Raw genomic sequence first — 17,297 nt, 5'->3', positions numbered from 1 at the left:
ACGGAACAAAAATTACTTCGGCTTTGCGCAAGAAGCCACTCACAGACTTGCAACACATCATTTGGACGGGCGACTCATATCACCCATAAACCATCATTTGTTGGATAATGAACTAAAAAACTTAACGTGAAAGGGGAGCAAATATGACGCTGGAAGAATGTTACAAGGAGATGGGCGCAGATTTACAGGAGGTCTTACGGCGGCTCAAGACGGAGGAGAGGATCGGAAAATTTTTAAAACTGATTCTGACGGATACAAATTATGAGTCGCTGTGTAAGGCACTGGAAGAAAAGGATTATGAGCAGGCGTTTACACATGTACATAATTTAAAGGGACTTGCGATGAATCTGGGACTGACGCCGCTTCTCATTCCGACACAGGAGTTATGCGAAGAACTTAGGGATGGCGAACCGGAAAGGGAGCTTAAACCGCTTTTGGATGAGGTGGCGGCGGCTTATCAGAAAGTCCTTGGTATTGTCGAAAGACTTGACTGAGATAACAGTGTGAAAAGCTGGAATTTTGGCTGATTCTTTGTAATGAGTTATTCGGAAATGGAGAACAGTATCAAAGGTAAAGATGCATTTTTGAATCTCTGACATATGATAAAACAGAAGGTTTTATGTCTGAGGTAGAAAAAAGTGCAGGTAATTCTTTTGATCATAGCTGTCAGTGTGGATGTCTTTGTGGCGTGTGTGGCGTGTGGGAGTGAGCAGATAAAGATCGGATCTGTGGCAGCGTTATGCATCAGCACGGTCTGCAGTGGAATATTAGGGATATCACTTTATGCGGGGATGGCGTTACAGGGGATACTTTTAAAAAAATATGCAATATATTTAAGTTTTTTCGGACTGCTTGCAGTGGGAATTTTTAAGCTGACAGAGTATGCGATCAGAAAATATATTGAGCGTCATAAGTTCCTCTGTAAGAAAGTCAAAATCTCTTTTTCACAGCTCAGTTTTATTCTGAGTATCTACAACAATCCGGTAATGGCAGACCGCGACCATTCGGCGACCATGTCGTGTGTGGAGGCTGTATTTTTTGCACTTGCAATGTCACTGGATGGGATGTTTGGAGGGCTGGGTGCAGGATTTGGCGGAAAGTATATTTTTCTTACGGTGCTTGGAAGTTTTGTCGTCAGTTTCTGTGCAGTACTTTGCGGATGCAGGATTGGCATGCAGGCATCTAAGCGGTGGAAAGCCGATGTATCGTGGCTTGGAGGCGTGTTGTTTGTAATCCTTGCGTTTCAGAAGATGATATAAGACGCCGGCTGCCCATTGCTGCGGGAAAATCAGGAAAGTCTGTTACTATGTATGTCTTGCATGACGTTTTGGTAATAAAATTTTCCTACGTGTGGGCAGCACATACTGCCGCTTTCTGTGGATTTGAAAATAATGTATAAATATACATAAATATGCATAAAATCTTGGTACTATTTGTTTTTGGAAAAAGGTTGAAAAAAGTCTTATGATATGATACACTTTTTACAATTTAAGAAAAAGACTATAGGTACTAATAAGGGAAAGTTCAGTCAGGGGACTGTCTGGATGGAAAAAGAAGAAAAACGGCGACGTTTTTTTTTTTGGAAAAAAGGTGAAAGGACAGGGAAACGAATGAAAGCTCATTTAATACTCGAAGATGGGAATGTATTTACCGGAACAAGTATAGGTTCTACTAGGGAAGTCATCAGTGAGATCGTATTTAATACGTCGATGACAGGTTATCTGGAGGTTCTGACTGATCCGTCATATGCGGGACAGGCGGTTGTTATGACTTATCCGCTGATCGGAAATTATGGAATCACACCGGATATGGAGTCAGGCAGACCATGGCCGGACGGATATATTGTAAGGGAGTTATCAAGGATGCCGAGTAACTTCCGTGAGGAGGGAACAATTCAGGATTTCCTTACGAAATATGATATTCCTGGTATTGCAGGGATCGACACCCGCGCACTGACAAAGATTCTTCGTGAGAAGGGAACCATGAATGGTATGATCACCACGAATGATAACTATAATATAGAAGAAATTATTCCCAGATTAAAAGAATACACGACAGGTAATGTTGTGGACAAAGTTACCTGCAGTGAAAAACGAGTATTAAAAGGAAAAGGCAAGCGGGTTGCCTTGCTTGACCTTGGAGCAAAAAATAATATTGCCCAGTCTTTAAATAAACGCGGCTGTGAAGTGACGATCTATCCGGCGCATACCACAGCAGAAGAGATTCTTGCATCGAATCCGGATGGAATCATGTTAAGCAATGGACCTGGAGATCCAAAGGAGTGCAAAGAGATCATTGCCGAGATCAAAAAATTATATGATTCCGATACTCCGATCTTTGCAATCTGTTTAGGACATCAGCTTATGGCACTTGCAACCGGAGCTGATACACATAAGATGAAATACGGACACCGTGGCGGCAACCATCCGGTAAAAGATTTAGAAACCGGAAGAGTATATATTTCCTCCCAGAATCACGGTTATGTGGTAGATACGGATACACTTGATCCAAAGATCGCGAAACCGGCATTTGTGAATGTAAACGATGGAACCAATGAGGGACTTTCCTATGTAGGCAAAAACATTTTTACCGTACAGTTCCATCCGGAAGCGTGTCCGGGACCACAGGATTCTGCATACTTGTTTGATCGTTTTATTTCGATGATGTAGAAAAATTCTTACGTTATTGTTTAACAAATTTTAGGAGGAAGAATTAATGCCAAGAAATCATGACATAAAAAAAGTTTTAGTAATTGGTTCCGGCCCGATCGTAATTGGACAGGCTGCAGAGTTTGACTATGCAGGTACACAGGCATGCCGCTCATTGAAAGAAGAGGGTGTTGAGGTTGTGCTGGTAAACTCAAACCCGGCGACGATCATGACAGATAAAGATATCGCAGATCAGGTTTATATTGAGCCGCTTACGGTATCTGTTTTAGAGAAGATCATTGCAAAAGAAAAACCGGACAGCGTATTGCCAACTTTAGGTGGACAGGCAGGCTTAAACCTTGGTATGGAGTTAGAGGAAAAAGGCATCCTTGAAAAATATAATGTCAGACTGATCGGTACAACTGCAGAGACGATTTTTAAGGCTGAGGATCGTCAGGCATTCAAAGATACCATGGAAAAGATCGGTGAGCCTTGTGCAGCATCCCAGGTCGTACACAACGTACAAGATGGTATCAAGTTTACCAATACCATTGGTTATCCGGTCGTACTTCGTCCGGCATATACGCTTGGCGGAAGCGGCGGTGGTATCGCACATAACGAGACCGAGCTGGTTGAGATCTTAACAAACGGTCTGCGTCTTTCCCGTGTCGGAGAGGTATTGGTAGAGCGTTGTATCGCAGGATGGAAAGAGATCGAGTATGAGGTAATGCGTGATGCGAACGGCAACTGTATCACCGTATGTAACATGGAAAATATCGATCCGGTCGGTGTACATACCGGTGATTCCATCGTTGTTGCACCTTCCCAGACACTTGGCGATAAGGAATACCAGATGCTCCGTACATCTGCATTAAATATTATTTCCGAGTTAAATATCACCGGAGGATGTAACGTACAGTATGCATTGAATCCGGACAGCTTTGAGTACTGCGTCATCGAGGTTAACCCGCGTGTATCCCGTTCTTCTGCACTTGCATCCAAAGCAACCGGATACCCGATCGCAAAAGTTGCTGCAAAGATCGCATTAGGTTACACCTTAGATGAGATCAAAAATGCAATTACCGGAAAAACTTATGCAAGTTTCGAGCCGATGCTTGACTATTGTGTTGTAAAGATTCCGAGACTTCCGTTTGACAAATTCATCACGGCAAAGAGAACACTTACCACACAGATGAAGGCGACCGGAGAGGTCATGAGTATCTGCAACAACTTTGAGGGCGCATTGATGAAAGCAATCCGTTCCTTAGAGCAGCACGTAGACAGCTTAATGTCTTATGACTTTACAGGACTTTCTGATAAAGAGTTAAACGAGCAGCTTCATGTGGTGGATGACCGCCGTATCTGGGTGATCGCAGAGGCACTCCGCAGAGGCGAAAGTTATGATGAGATCCATGAGATCACAAAGATTGACCGCTGGTTTATTGATAAACTTGCCATCTTAGTTGAGATGGAAAATCAGTTAAAGAATGAGCCTTTAACTGTAGAGTTATTAAAAGAAGCAAAACGTATCGAATTCCCGGACAGTGTTATTGCAAAACTGACCGGAAAGACCGAAAAAGAAATCCATGATATGCGTTATGAAAATGGCATCGTGGCAGCATTCAAGATGGTAGATACCTGTGCCGCAGAGTTTGAGGCATCCACACCGTACTACTATTCCGTATTCGGAAGTGAGAACGAAGCCATCGAAACCAATCCAAAGAAAAAGGTACTGGTACTTGGTTCCGGTCCGATTCGTATCGGACAGGGTATCGAGTTTGATTACTGCTCCGTACACTGTACCTGGGCATTTGCAAAAGAGGGATGGGAGACCGTCATCATCAACAACAACCCGGAGACCGTTTCCACTGACTTTGATATTGCTGACAAACTTTATTTTGAGCCTCTGACACCGGAAGATGTAGAGAGCATCGTAAGACTCGAAAAACCGGATGGTGCTGTCGTACAGTTTGGTGGACAGACTGCGATCAAATTAACCGAGAGCCTGATGAAGATGGGCGTTAAGATCCTTGGAACAAAAGCAGAGGATGTCGATGCGGCAGAGGATCGTGAGCTTTTCGATGAGATCTTAGAGAAAACACAGATTCCGAGAGCAGCAGGTGGAACCGTGTTTACTGCAGAGGAAGCGAAAGAAGTTGCAAACCGTCTCGGTTATCCGGTACTGGTAAGACCTTCTTACGTACTTGGTGGACAGGGTATGAAGATCGCATTTAATGATGATGAGATCGAAGAATTTATCGGCATCATCAACCGTATTGCACAGGATCACCCGATCCTTGTAGATAAATATTTACAGGGAAAAGAGATCGAAGTCGATGCAGTCTGTGATGGAACGGATATCCTGATCCCTGGTATCATGGAGCACATCGAGCGTACCGGTGTACACTCCGGAGACAGTATTTCTGTTTACCCGGCACCGACGATCAGTGACCATGTCAAAGAGACGATCGTTGAGTATACCAAACGTCTTGCACAGGCACTGCATGTAATCGGACTGATCAATATCCAGTTTATCGCCATGGACGAGCAGGTGTATGTCATCGAAGTAAACCCGCGTTCTTCGAGAACTGTGCCATACATCAGCAAAGTTACCGGTATTCCGATCGTTGATCTTGCAACGAAAGTAATTATCGGTGATACGATCCGTGGACTTGGATATGAGCCGGGACTTGCACCGACCGCAGATTACATTGCAATCAAGATGCCGGTATTCTCCTTCGAGAAACTGCGTGGTGCTGAGATCTCCTTAGGACCGGAGATGAAATCAACCGGTGAGTGCCTTGGTATTGCAAAGACCTTTAACGAGGCTCTCTACAAAGCATTCCTCGGTGCAGGTGTGACTTTACCGAAGTACAAACAGATGATCATGACAGTAAAAGATGCAGATAAACCGGAAGCAGTCGGTGTTGCAAAACGTTTTGAGGCACTTGGCTACAAGATTTACGCAACGAGAAGCACCGCAAAATATTTACAGGAGCACGGCGTCAATGCACTTCGTGTCAACAAGATCTCTCAGGAGTCACCGAACGTTATGGACTTAATCTTAGGACATAAGATCGACCTTGTCATTGACACACCGACACAGGGAAATGGTGATAAGACCAGAGACGGATTCCTGATCCGGAGAAATGCAATCGAGACAGGTGTTTACTGTATCACGGCAATGGATACGGCAAATGCGTTAGCACGCAGCTTAGAGACTGCGACCGATGATCTGACACCGGTGGATATTGCTACCGTAAAGAATCTGTAATTTTTTAATTCATAGGAAATTACGTCCTATGAATTAAAAAGCCCTCCGGGCAGGAGCGCACTGCGTCGGAGTGGAATTATGTCGCTGGAGCGACCCGCCGCAGGCGGAGAATCCTGCAAAGCAGGATTCTTTCTTGATTCATAGGAAATTATGTCCTATGAATCAAAAAGCCCTCCGGGCGGGATGCGGCATCTCGCGGAGAAGAAGTTAGCAGTAAACAGCATCGCTCGAGCGCGAAAGAGTCGCAAGCGACTCTTTGTTCTAATAATAAATAATGGAACTGACAAAAGACAGCACAAATCCTTAGGGAAATGTGCTGTTTTATGATACAATATTTGTACTATAGAACAATATACAGGTGAGTAAGAAGCAATGTCAGAAAGGAAATAGAATTGCCTGTGCCGGCAATTTTACATAAAATATGATCATACAGGAGCGGAATCCGGGGGAGACCGGAAGAGATTATGCATACAGAGTTATGCGTTATAATATTGTATACAGGGAATTAAAGCCCGGTACGATGCTGAGCGAAAAAGAGATCGCAGATCAGCTTGGACTGTCAAGAACACCGGTGCGCGAAGCATTTATTGAACTTGCCAAGACAGGGATCATTGAAGTCCTGCCGCAGCGCGGCAGCCGTGTCGCTTATATTGATTATGCGATGGTGGAGGAAGCGGATTTTGTGCGTATGGCACTTGAAAAAGCAGTTGTGGAGCTTGTCTGTGGTATGCGGACGGAGGATGATTTAAAAGAACTGCGGGAAAATGTAATGCTTCAGGAATTTTATCTTAAAAATCCAGATCATATCCGTCTGTTAGAACTGGATAATGATTTTCATAAAAAATTATTTCAGATAGCCGGGAAAATGCAGGCATATACCATGATGGAGGGGATCTGTGTCCATTTTGACCGGGTGCGTGATTTAAGTATCGGTGTAGTGAAAGATCTGAAAGTTGTGGATGATCACAAAAAGATATTAGAAGCGATTGAAGCACAGGATGCCAGGCAGGCAGCAGAGATCCTTACGCATCACCTGCAGCGTTTCCGTTTAGAGGAAGATGCAATCCGCGAAGTTTATCCGGAATATTTTGAAAAATGAAAAGATACACCCACTGGAATATTCTGTGAAATATAGAAAAAATTTTACACCAACTAGTATACTAGTAGACAAGTTGAAAAAGATATGTTATGATTCAGATAACAAAAATAACAGATGGTACAGGATCATTATAGGGATTCAAAAAGGAGGATTTCATATGAAGATGACATTTCGCTGGTTTGGAGAAAACAGTGACTCAGTAAAATTAAGCCAGATCAAACAGATTCCGGGGATGACCGGGGTTATGGGATTTTTGGATTACAAGGCAGCAGGAGAAGTCTGGACAAAAGAAGAGATCAAAGATTATATTGACGGGATTCATAAAGCCGGATTAGAGTGTGAAGTGATCGAGAGTGTCAATGTCCATGAGGATATCAAGATCGGTCTGCCGACAAGAGACAAATATATTGAAAATTATAAGACAACGATCCGCAATCTTGCTGAATACGGAGTAAAAGTCATCGTTTATAATTTTATGCCGGTATTTGACTGGCTGCGTACAGATCTTGCGCGTGTGATTCCGGAGGACGGATCAAACAGCTTATATTTTGATGAAAAGGATCTCGGAACGATGGGACCGGTTGAAATCGTGAAAAAGACTGCCGCAGATTGTAACGGTTTTTCATTGCCGGGATGGGAGCCGGAGCGTCTGGCAGAGTTAGAGACTACTTTAAAAAATTATGAGGGAATGACAGGTGATATGCTGCGGGAGAATTTTAAATATTTTCTGGATGCGATCATCCCGGTCTGTGAGGAGTGTGGCGTTGTGATGGCATGCCATCCGGATGATCCGGCATGGGATATCTTTGGACTGCCACGTATCGCACACAGTCAGGATGATTATGACCGTATCGTAAAACTGCATGATTCACCGGCAAATACAGTATGTTTATGCACTGGTTCCCTTGGATCAGATCCTGCAAATGATATTCCTTCGATCATCCGGCATTTTGGTGAGATGAACCGTATCGGCTGTATGCATATCCGTAATATCAAGCATTTGGGATATCATAATTTTCGCGAGAGCAGCCATCTTTCTTCGGATGGAAGTCTGGATATGTATGAGATTGTAAAAGCAGTTTACGAGACATGCCCAGATACCTATATCAGACCGGATCACGGAAGAATGATATGGGATGAGACAGGAAGACCTGGATATGGATTATATGACCGTGCACTTGGAGTTACATACTTAAATGGTCTTTGGGAAGCAATTGACAAAGCTGCCAGAAAGAACTAAAGCAAAATAGTTATAAAAGAGAAGGGAGAATAAAATGCTTCAGTTAAATTTAGAGGGAATCAAAGATAAAAGCGCATGGCAGGAAAGAAATGTAAAACTGCCGGAATTTGATGTACAGGCAATGATGGCAGAAACGAAAAATAATCCGGTATGGGTACACTTTGGTGCCGGAAACATTTTTCGGGGGTTTATTGCGGCATTGCAGCAGTCCCTGTTAAATCAGGGGCTTGAGAAGAGCGGAATTATAGCAGCTGATACATTTGATTACGATATCATAGATCAGATCTACCGCCCGCATGATAACATGACGCTGATGGTAAGTCTACTTCCGGATGGAACCATGAAAAAAGAAGTGATCGCTTCGATCGGGGCAGGACTTCGTGCCGGCACGGAATTTCCAGAAGATATGGAACAGTTAAAAGCGGTTTTTCGTAATCCATCCTTACAGATGGTTTCGTTTACGATCACAGAAAAAGGATATGCCTTAAAAAATATAGAGGGTGCATATCTGCCGGTTGTACAGCAGGATTTTGAAAATGGACCGGAAAAATGCTCACATGCAATGAGCAAAGTGACAGCACTTCTACTGGAGCGGTTTTTAAGTGGTGGTACGCCGGTTGCCGTTGTCAGTATGGATAACTGTTCACACAATGGAGAAAAATTAAAGACCAGCGTTCTGACCGTCGTAGAGGAATGGGAAAAAACGAGGCTTTGTAACAAAAGAATTTGCAGACTGGGTAAATAATGAAGAAAAAGTGTCATTTCCATGGACAATGATCGACAAGATCACGCCGCGTCCGGCAAAAGTGGTGGAAGATGCCCTAAAGGAACTTGAAATTGGAGAAATGGCACCTGTCATTACCGGAAAAAATACATATATCGCACCATTTGTCAATGCAGAGGAACCACAGTATCTGGTTGTGGAAGACCGTTTCCCGAACGGCAGACCTGCGCTTGAAAAAGCAGGTGTATATATGACAGACCGCGATACGGTCAATGATACCGAGCGTATGAAAGTGACGACATGTTTAAATCCGCTTCACACAGCACTTGCAGTATATGGATGTATGCTTGGTTATGAGAGCATTGCTGCTGAAATGAAAGATACAGAGTTAAAGAAATTAGTAGAACTGATCGGCAAAAAAGAAGGTATGCCTGTAGTTACAGATCCTAAGATCTTAAGTCCGGAGAAGTTTTTAGATGAGGTGCTGACCAAACGTCTCCCAAATCCGTTTATTCCGGATACTCCACAGAGAATTGCAACTGACACGAGTCAGAAACTTGCGATCCGCTTTGGAGAGACGATCAAAAGCTACTGTAAAGCAGGAAAAGATTTAAACGAACTGACAGGAATCCCGCTTGTGATTGCCGGATGGCTCCGTTACCTTCTTGCAGTAGATGATGCAGGAAAAGAGTTTACACCAAGCAGTGATCCAATGCTTTCGGTTATGCAGGAGAAACTGAAAGATGTCCATTTATCAGATCCGGACAGTGCAGATGGAAAACTTTCTGACATTTTATCAAATGATACTTTATTTGGATGTGATCTTTATGAGGCAGGAATTGCGGAAAAAGTAATAAAAATGTTTAAAGAGATGTTAGAAGGACCGGGTGCAGTACGGAAGGTGCTGAAAAAATATCTCTAGTTCATCAGAAAAAAGACATGACAGTGATCGGAAATCCTGCCATGTCTTTCTTTTTTATCGTAATGGAATATTTGCGGAGTGCGTATTCTATTATTAACGAAGTTTCATTTTTTTGCGTGTCTTTTTTTGTGTCAGTGATTTTTCTGTGCCGGCATTCTGTGGGATCACGGAAGCACTGCTCATTAAAGCACTTGCAGCTTTCTGTTCCAGCTCACTTTGCTTGTGCTGGGCAATCTGAAGTTTAACCTTGCGGAAACGGTCTGCCGTTTCTTTGATATAGGCATCAGAGACAAATTGTTTGACAGAATCTTTGTCTAAAGCGATGCGGTTGTCCATAGTTTTCATGATATCTGTGATCTTTAAAGATTTACTGATCACCGGGTCACTTAAATCGTATATCATGTTTGTGGAAAACTTCAGTACCATCGGATGAAGAAAATCAGCCGGATTCTCTGCAAGCACAAGGGCTTTTTCTCCATCGGAAAGATCAACACATGCACCGGTCGGAAGAATATGGATACATTCTGCTAAAGCGGAAAGTACGAGCGGATTGTAGGTGGCTTTATCCTTTTTCAGACGTCCCATGGCAGCAATTTCTGAAATTGGCGGTTTGTTAATGTTCATTGCGGTCAGATGGTCAAATTCGTCCGCTACTGCTAAAATATCGACGAGAAGACGGATATTGTCTGCCGGTTCTTTGACTTTTAAAGTACGGCTGTTTTTAAAAATGATCTGCTGGATGATATCAAGCGTATGTACCGGGAATTTATAATCACCACGGTCCGGGCGGAGCGTTTCATAACCGCGCTCTAAGTTGAGCTGGATAAAATCCTTATCTGCTGTTGTAAGGTCATCCCCCTTGTCTAACACTGTCTGTGGTACATACAGATAACCAAAATCGTAGAGAAGCGCAGCTGTGATAAGGGCTGTCTGTTCTGCAGCAGGCAGATGCATCTGATTTGTGATCATCGCACAGAGAATGCCGACACTGATGGAATGTTTGTAAACAAAATCTGCAGAACTTCGCAGGTTTTGTGCAAAATTTAATTTGTGATCAAGACTGCCGTAATGTGTCTGGATGTCCCGGACGAGATCGCTCAGCGAAACAGGTGCCTGATTGGCCTGCAGACGATCCATATTTTCTTTTAGTTTAAAAACATATATCGTCTGGAACTGTTCGAATTCAAGATCCTCTCTGGAAAGAGGCGGTACCGGCTCTGCCGGCTCAAGAATAAAAATACCGATCAGACCAAAGTTTTCGATACTGTTAATACCCTGCATGGTTAAAAGTGTGTCTCTTTCATAAAGAAGAACACCCATCTTATTGTAGATTGGTTTTGCAAGTCTCATGCCGGGTTTTAAATCTGCTGTTTTTACAAATTGCATAGGTAAATCCTCCCCCTGTGATGATTATCAGGCTTTTTTATACCATATCCAGACACCAGATGCCTGAATATTCCCCCAATAATGGTATGTGAAAAAATTAATATTCATATTGTGCTTTACATGCTATAATACCATATTAATAGAAGAAATACAATGAACGAAAAATACAACAGCAGCCGAAAGGTTACTGTTCAGCCGAAAGGAACAGCATGAGACACAATTTTTTGAGAAGAATCCTGGGAGGAATACTGACCGGCTGCATGCTTGTTACGGCAACTGTCCATGCAGGAACGACACAGAAAGATATTGATAAGGCAAAAGACCAGATCACAGACCTTAAGAAACAGAAAGAAGATGCGAAAGATCAGGTGGACAGCCTGACCAATGAAAAACAGGGGTTGGAGAGCGACCTTAGCGGACTGAATGGACAGTTAAATACGATCACTTCCGATATGAACCAGTTAGAGCAGCAGGCAGCACAGAAAGAGGACGAGATCAATACGGCGGCGGAAGATCTGAAACGTTCCGAGGAACGATCAGCAGAGCAGTATGAAGATATGAAAGTGCGCATTCAGTATATTTATGAAAATGGCAATCAGTCTGTATGGGACATGCTTATTCATGCGTCCTCCATCGCAGAATTTTTAAATCAGGCGGAATATACAAGTGCAATCAATCAGTACGACAGAAATATGCTTACGGCATATCAGGAGCTCACGGAGCAGATCAAAGAACAGAAAAAGGAACTCGAGAAGCAGAAGGAAGAACTGACTGTATTACAGCAGGAAAAACAGAAAGAGCAGGAAAAAGTCAACAGCCTGATCGAGGATACGCAGAAGAAGATACAGGAATCCAGCGAGAAAATTGAAGATGCACAGTCCGATGTGGAGTCGATCGATGCAAAGATCAAGAAAATGATCGAATACGAAAAGCAGCTTGAGATACAGAAGGCAAAAGAGGATGCTGCGCGCCTTGCAGCCATCAAAAAGCAGGAACAGGAAAACAGGTCGAATGTGACATACGCACCGGCCCAGAGCGATGCGTATCTGTTAGCTGCCATCATCCAGTGTGAGGCATGGGGCGAGCCATATGATGGAAAACTTGCGGTGGGCAGCGTGATCATGAACCGTGTCAGAAGTTCCTATTTTCCGAATACAGTTTCCGGTGTGATTTATCAGGGAGGGCAGTTCTCTCCGGTTGCCAGCGGTCGTCTTGCATACCGTCTGGAGCAGGGAGTTGCTTCTGATTGTATGAGTGCAGCACAGGCGGTGCTGGGTGGAACGAGCACAACAAATTGTCTGTATTTTCGTGTGAATAACGGCATTATAGAAGGAACAGTTATAGGTAATCATGTGTTTTATTAAACAAAATGATAAAATGATAAAAATTTAACAAAAAACCCCGCAAAATGGAGCAAAAAGGATGTAAAAAATTGTTTACAAGGATGAAAAATAAAGAAAGCTATTGCAATTAATTGTGAAATATGTTAGCATATGAAAGTACAAGAAATGCAGAAAAATAGCTGATTACATAGCAAATAAGCTTTTAAAAATGAAAGAGAAAAAAGATAAATTTCAATCGGAAGTTTGAATTTATTTTTTTAAAAAAGATTGTTAAAAAATTAACAGCATTTTTCGGCAAAATGAAAGAGAAAGAAACAAATTCTCTGCAAATGCAGAGCTTTGTGTTAAATTGAAAGGAGAATTCAAAATGGCAAAGAAAGTAGTTTTAGCAGGTGCTTGCCGTACCGCAATCGGTAAAATGGGTGGAGCATTAAGCAATACTCCAGCAGCAGACTTAGGTGCAATCGTTATCAAAGAGGCTTTAAGAAGAGCAAACGTTAAACCGGAGATGGTTGACGAGGTAAAAATGGGTTGTGTAATTCAGGCAGCTCAGGGTCAGAACGTTGCACGTCAGGCAGCAATCAAAGCAGGACTGCCAATCGAAGTTCCGGCAATCACGATCAACGTTGTTTGTGGTTCTGGTTTAAAATGTGTCAATGATGCAGCTACCATGATCATGGCAGGTGAGGCTGATATCGTTGTTGCAGGTGGTATGGAAAACATGTCTATGGCACCATATGCTATGACAAAAGCTCGTTTTGGATATCGTATGAACAATGCAACGATCATTGATACAATGGTAAATGATGCATTAACAGATGCATTCAATCACTACCACATGATGATCACAGCAGAGAACGTATGTGATAAATATGGCATTACAAGAGAAGAACTTGATGAGTTCTCAGCAAACAGCCAGCAGAAATGTGAGAAAGCAATTGCTGAAGGCAAATTTGATGATGAGATCGTTCCGGTTCCTGTAAAAGTTAAAAAAGAGATCGTTGATTTCGTAAAAGATGAGGGACCACGTCCTGGCACAACTGCTGAGTCTTTAGCAAAATTAAAATGCTGCTCTGGTAAAGAGGGCGGACTTGTTACAGCAGGTAACGCTTCCGGTATCAACGATGGTGCAGCAGCAATCGTTGTTATGAGCGAAGAGAAAGCAAAAGAACTTGGTGTTACACCAATGGCTACATGGGTAGCAGGTGCTCTTGGCGGAGTTGAGCCAGAGATCATGGGTGTTGGTCCTGTTGCTTCTACAAGAAAAGTATTAGCTAAAACAGGTTTATCCATTGATGATATGGACTTGATCGAAGCAAACGAAGCATTCGCAGCTCAGTCTATCGCAGTAGCAAGAGATCTGAAATTCGATATGTCAAAAGTAAACGTAAACGGTGGTGCAATCGCATTAGGACACCCGGTAGGTGCTTCCGGATGCCGTATCCTTGTTACATTACTGCATGAGATGCAGAAGAGAGACGCTAAGAGAGGTCTTGCTACACTTTGCATCGGCGGTGGTATGGGATGCTCTACAATCGTTGAGAGATAATAGTTTTTTATAGTAATTCCCGGGGAATGACTTCCCGGGGATTGCATTTTTTAAACATACAGTTAACATAATTATTTTCAGGAGGTAACCGAAATGAAGGTTGGCGTTATTGGTGCAGGAACTATGGGACAGGGCATTGCAAAAGCATTTGCTCAGGTAGAAGGATATGAAGTAGCACTTTGCGATATCAAGCAGGAGTGGGCTGAAGGCGGAAAAGAGAAAATCAAAAAAGGTTATGCAAGATTAGTAGAAAAAGGAAAAATGACACAGGAAGCTGTTGACGGCATCCTTGCAAAAATCACTCCAGGTTTAAAAGAAGACCTTTGCAAAGACTGTGATCTGATCGTAGAGGCAGCTTTCGAGAACATGGAAGTAAAGAAAACTACTTTCAAAGAGTTAGACGAGATCGCAAAACCGGAATGCATCTTTGCTTCCAACACATCCAGTCTTTCTATCACAGAGATCGGAAACGGATTAAACCGTCCAATGGTTGGTATGCATTTCTTCAACCCGGCAGACCGTATGAAATTAATCGAGGTTATCGCTGGTGTGAATACTCCGGATGAAACTGTTGCAGCTATTAAGAAAATTTCCGAAGAAATCGGTAAAACTCCGGTACAGGTTAACGAGGCTGCTGGTTTCGTTGTAAACCGTATCTTAATCCCAATGATCAACGAAGCAGCATTCATCAAAATGGAAGGTGTTTCCGATATCGCTGGTATCGATGCAGCTATGAAACTTGGTGCTAACCACCCAATGGGACCGTTAGAGTTAGGTGATTTCATCGGTCTTGATATCTGCCTTGCTATCATGGATGTACTTTACAAAGAGACAGGCGACAGCAAATATCGTGCATGCCCACTGATCCGTAAGATGGTTCGTGGTGGTAACCTTGGAGCAAAGAGCGGCAAGGGATTTTATGTATACAATGCTGATCGTACAAAGACTCCGGTCGATGCTCAGTAAAATAAATATTTATGGAGGAAAATTAGATCATGGATTTCACTTTAGACAAGAAACATGAAATGGCGCGTTCCTTATTCAAGGAATTTGCTGAAACAGAAGTAAAACCGCTTGCACAGGAAACAGATGAGACAGAAGCTTTCCCGGCAGAAACGGTTAAGAAAATGCAGAAATACGGATTCATGGGAATCCCGGTTCCGAAAGAATACGGCGGACAGGGTTGTGATCCTCTTACATACGTTATGTGCGTAGAAGAGTTATCTAAAGTTTGCGCAACCACAGGTGTTGTTGTATCTGCACATACATCTCTCTGCATCGATCCGATCATGACATATGGTACAGAAGAGCAGAAACAGAAATATGTAAAACCACTTGCAACAGGCGAGAAGTTAGGTGCATTCGCATTAACTGAGCCGGGTGCTGGTACTGATGCACAGGGTGCACAGACAAAAGCTGTTTTAGATGGTGACGAGTGGGTATTAAATGGATCAAAATGCTTCATTACCAATGGTAAAGTAGCAGATGTTTATATTGTAATCGCTATCACAAGCATCACAGAGGACAAGAGAGGCAGAAAGAAGAAAAACTTCTCTGCATTTATCGTAGATAAGGGAGCTCCTGGTTTCTCATTCGGAACAAAAGAGAAGAAGATGGGTATCCGTGGATCATCTACTTATGAGCTGATCTTCGAAGACTGCAGAATCCCGAAAGAGAATCTGTTAGGACCGGAAGGAAAAGGTTTCCCGATCGCAATGCACACACTTGATGGTGGACGTATCGGTATTGCTGCTCAGGCACTTGGTATCGCTGAGGGTGCATTAGACAGAGCTATCGCTTATACAAAAGAGAGAAAACAGTTCGGCCGTTCTATCGCACAGCAGCAGAATACACAGTTCAAACTTGCTGATATGGCTGCAAGAATCGAAGCTGCACAGCTTTTAGTTTACAAAGCAGCAATGGCAAAAGCTACCCAGAAAGTATATTCTGTAGAAGCTGCAAAAGCTAAATTATTCGCAGCCGAGACTGCAATGGCAGTTACAACTGAAGTTGTTCAGTTATTCGGTGGATACGGATATATCAGAGAGTATGATGTAGAGCGTATGATGCGTGATGCTAAGATCACAGAGATCTACGAGGGTACAAGCGAAGTACAGCGTATGGTAATTTCAGGTGCATTGTTGAAATAGTCGTGATCCAGCGGATTGAGAATGGCTGTAAAAAATATGGAATCACGCTTGCGTGAATGGAATATTTTTTTCAGACATTTGAGAGCGCAACGCGCATGAGAAACACGTAGTGTTTCGAATCAATTCGCGTAAAATTTAAACATATAAAACATAAGGAGTGGAAAATACATGAATATCGTAGTATGTATTAAACAGGTTCCTGATACAAAGGGCGGCGTTAAGTTCAACCCGGATGGAACGCTTGACAGAGCAGCAATGCTTGCTATCATGAACCCAGATGATAAAGCTGGTCTTGAAGCAGCACTTAGAATCAAAGATGAGACAGGAGCAAAAGTTACAGTTCTTACTATGGGACTTCCAAAGGCTGATGCAGTTCTTCGTGAAGCATTAGCAATGGGTGCTGATGAAGCAGTTCTTGTAACAGACCGCGTATTAGGTGGAGCTGATACATGGGCAACATCAACTACAATCGCTGGTGCACTTCGTAACTTAGACTATGACCTGATCATCACAGGACGTCAGGCTATCGATGGTGATACTGCACAGGTTGGTCCTCAGATCGCTGAGCATCTTGGACTTCCGGTTATCTCTTATGCAGCAGACATCAAAGTAGAGGGTGACTCTGTTGTTGTAAAACGTCAGTACGAAGACAGATATCATGAGTTAAAAGCAAAAATGCCTTGTCTGGTAACTGCTCTTTCTGAATTAAATGAGCCGCGTTACATGACACCAGGCGGAATCTTCGATGCATTTGACAAAGAAGTAACCGTTTGGGGAAGAGCAGACTTAAAGGATGTTGATGATTCTGATCTTGGTTTAAAAGGATCTCCTACTAAGATTGCAAAAGCATCTGATAAAGTTGCAAAGGGTGCTGGTGAGAAAGTAAACCTTGATCCGGCAGAATCCGTAGCATATTTGATCGGCAAATTCAAAGAGAAACACATTATCTAATAAAAAAAGGA

12 protein-coding genes and 1 pseudogene are annotated in these 17,297 nt (G+C 42.9%); 12 read left to right on the top strand and 1 reads right to left on the bottom strand.

The genetic code is table 11. The features are described 5' to 3' along the window. Positions 1-143: 143 nt before the first annotated feature. The 7 genes and pseudogenes from DXA60_RS15790 (at position 144) to DXA60_RS19810 (ending at position 9,907) form a co-directional block, all read left to right on the top strand. Positions 144-494 carry an Hpt domain-containing protein gene (locus DXA60_RS15790; protein ID WP_117922279.1) on the top strand — a complete coding sequence of 117 codons (351 nt, stop codon included), beginning with the start codon at positions 144-146 and terminating at the stop codon, positions 492-494. A gap of 144 nt (positions 495-638) precedes the next feature. Continuing rightward, positions 639-1,259 carry a manganese efflux pump gene (locus tag DXA60_RS15785; RefSeq protein WP_117922278.1) on the top strand — a complete coding sequence of 207 codons (621 nt, stop codon included), beginning with the start codon at positions 639-641 and terminating at the stop codon, positions 1,257-1,259. Between the two features lie 351 nt (positions 1,260-1,610). Continuing rightward, positions 1,611-2,669: a carbamoyl phosphate synthase small subunit gene (locus DXA60_RS15780; protein WP_117922282.1), complete on the top strand. Its 1,059-nt coding sequence runs from the start codon at positions 1,611-1,613 to the stop codon at positions 2,667-2,669. Positions 2,670-2,715: 46 nt separating this feature from the next. Next, entirely contained in the window at positions 2,716-5,922 is a 3,207-nt protein-coding gene (carB, locus tag DXA60_RS15775; protein ID WP_117922277.1) for a carbamoyl-phosphate synthase large subunit, read from the top strand. Between the two features lie 421 nt (positions 5,923-6,343). After that, positions 6,344-7,021 (top strand): GntR family transcriptional regulator, encoded by a 678-nt coding sequence (locus DXA60_RS15765; protein ID WP_117922276.1) that lies wholly within the window; start codon positions 6,344-6,346, stop codon positions 7,019-7,021. A gap of 157 nt (positions 7,022-7,178) precedes the next feature. Next, positions 7,179-8,261 (top strand): mannonate dehydratase, encoded by a 1,083-nt coding sequence (gene uxuA / locus DXA60_RS15760; RefSeq protein WP_117922275.1) that lies wholly within the window; start codon positions 7,179-7,181, stop codon positions 8,259-8,261. A gap of 34 nt (positions 8,262-8,295) precedes the next feature. Continuing rightward, positions 8,296-9,907: pseudogene (locus DXA60_RS19810) on the top strand (mannitol dehydrogenase family protein). Positions 9,908-10,000: 93 nt separating this feature from the next. On the opposite strand, the gene DXA60_RS15750 reads toward DXA60_RS19810, so the two are convergent. Continuing rightward, complete coding sequence (locus tag DXA60_RS15750; protein ID WP_117922274.1) at positions 10,001-11,293, bottom strand: HD-GYP domain-containing protein; 1,293 nt, start codon at positions 11,291-11,293, stop codon at positions 10,001-10,003. A gap of 224 nt (positions 11,294-11,517) precedes the next feature. Between DXA60_RS15750 and DXA60_RS15745 the strand changes: the two genes are divergently transcribed. The 5 genes from DXA60_RS15745 (at position 11,518) to DXA60_RS15720 (ending at position 17,286) form a co-directional block, all read left to right on the top strand. Then, positions 11,518-12,657, top strand: coding sequence for a cell wall hydrolase (locus DXA60_RS15745; protein WP_241070780.1), 1,140 nt, complete (start codon positions 11,518-11,520; stop codon positions 12,655-12,657). A 346-nt stretch (positions 12,658-13,003) separates the two neighbouring features. Then, complete coding sequence (locus DXA60_RS15735; protein ID WP_117922272.1) at positions 13,004-14,185, top strand: acetyl-CoA C-acetyltransferase; 1,182 nt, start codon at positions 13,004-13,006, stop codon at positions 14,183-14,185. Between the two features lie 93 nt (positions 14,186-14,278). After that, the gene (locus DXA60_RS15730) at positions 14,279-15,151 is read left to right on the top strand and encodes a 3-hydroxyacyl-CoA dehydrogenase family protein (RefSeq protein ID WP_117922271.1); all 873 of its coding nucleotides are present in this window, start codon (positions 14,279-14,281) and stop codon (positions 15,149-15,151) included. Between the two features lie 29 nt (positions 15,152-15,180). Further along, the gene (locus tag DXA60_RS15725) at positions 15,181-16,335 is read left to right on the top strand and encodes an acyl-CoA dehydrogenase (protein ID WP_006855164.1); all 1,155 of its coding nucleotides are present in this window, start codon (positions 15,181-15,183) and stop codon (positions 16,333-16,335) included. Positions 16,336-16,503: 168 nt separating this feature from the next. After that, a complete protein-coding gene (locus DXA60_RS15720; RefSeq protein ID WP_006855163.1) occupies positions 16,504-17,286 on the top strand; it encodes an electron transfer flavoprotein subunit beta/FixA family protein in 783 nt (260 codons plus the stop codon). The last annotated feature ends 11 nt before the right edge of the window (positions 17,287-17,297 follow it).

The sequence above is a fragment of the Roseburia sp. OF03-24 genome, from assembly GCF_003463035.1.
In the GTDB taxonomy this organism is placed as follows: Bacteria; Bacillota; Clostridia; order Lachnospirales; family Lachnospiraceae; genus Roseburia; species Roseburia rectibacter.
The sequence above is the reverse complement of the archived record's forward strand: the minus strand, read 5'-3'. Positions and strand labels throughout refer to the sequence as shown.

Bases quoted from the DNA above. Each gene is read 5' to 3' on its own strand.
- DXA60_RS15750 (WP_117922274.1), bottom strand. From the start codon at position 11,293: ATGCAATTTGTAAAAACAGCAGATTTAAAACCCGGCATGAGACTTGCA.
- carB (WP_117922277.1), top strand. From the start codon at position 2,716: ATGCCAAGAAATCATGACATAAAAAAAGTTTTAGTAATTGGTTCCGGC.
- DXA60_RS15790 (WP_117922279.1), top strand. From the start codon at position 144: ATGACGCTGGAAGAATGTTACAAGGAGATGGGCGCAGATTTACAGGAG.
- DXA60_RS15735 (WP_117922272.1), top strand. From the start codon at position 13,004: ATGGCAAAGAAAGTAGTTTTAGCAGGTGCTTGCCGTACCGCAATCGGT.
- DXA60_RS15730 (WP_117922271.1), top strand. From the start codon at position 14,279: ATGAAGGTTGGCGTTATTGGTGCAGGAACTATGGGACAGGGCATTGCA.
- DXA60_RS15780 (WP_117922282.1), top strand. From the start codon at position 1,611: ATGAAAGCTCATTTAATACTCGAAGATGGGAATGTATTTACCGGAACA.
- DXA60_RS15725 (WP_006855164.1), top strand. From the start codon at position 15,181: ATGGATTTCACTTTAGACAAGAAACATGAAATGGCGCGTTCCTTATTC.
- DXA60_RS15720 (WP_006855163.1), top strand. From the start codon at position 16,504: ATGAATATCGTAGTATGTATTAAACAGGTTCCTGATACAAAGGGCGGC.
- uxuA (WP_117922275.1), top strand. From the start codon at position 7,179: ATGAAGATGACATTTCGCTGGTTTGGAGAAAACAGTGACTCAGTAAAA.
- DXA60_RS15765 (WP_117922276.1), top strand. From the start codon at position 6,344: ATGATCATACAGGAGCGGAATCCGGGGGAGACCGGAAGAGATTATGCA.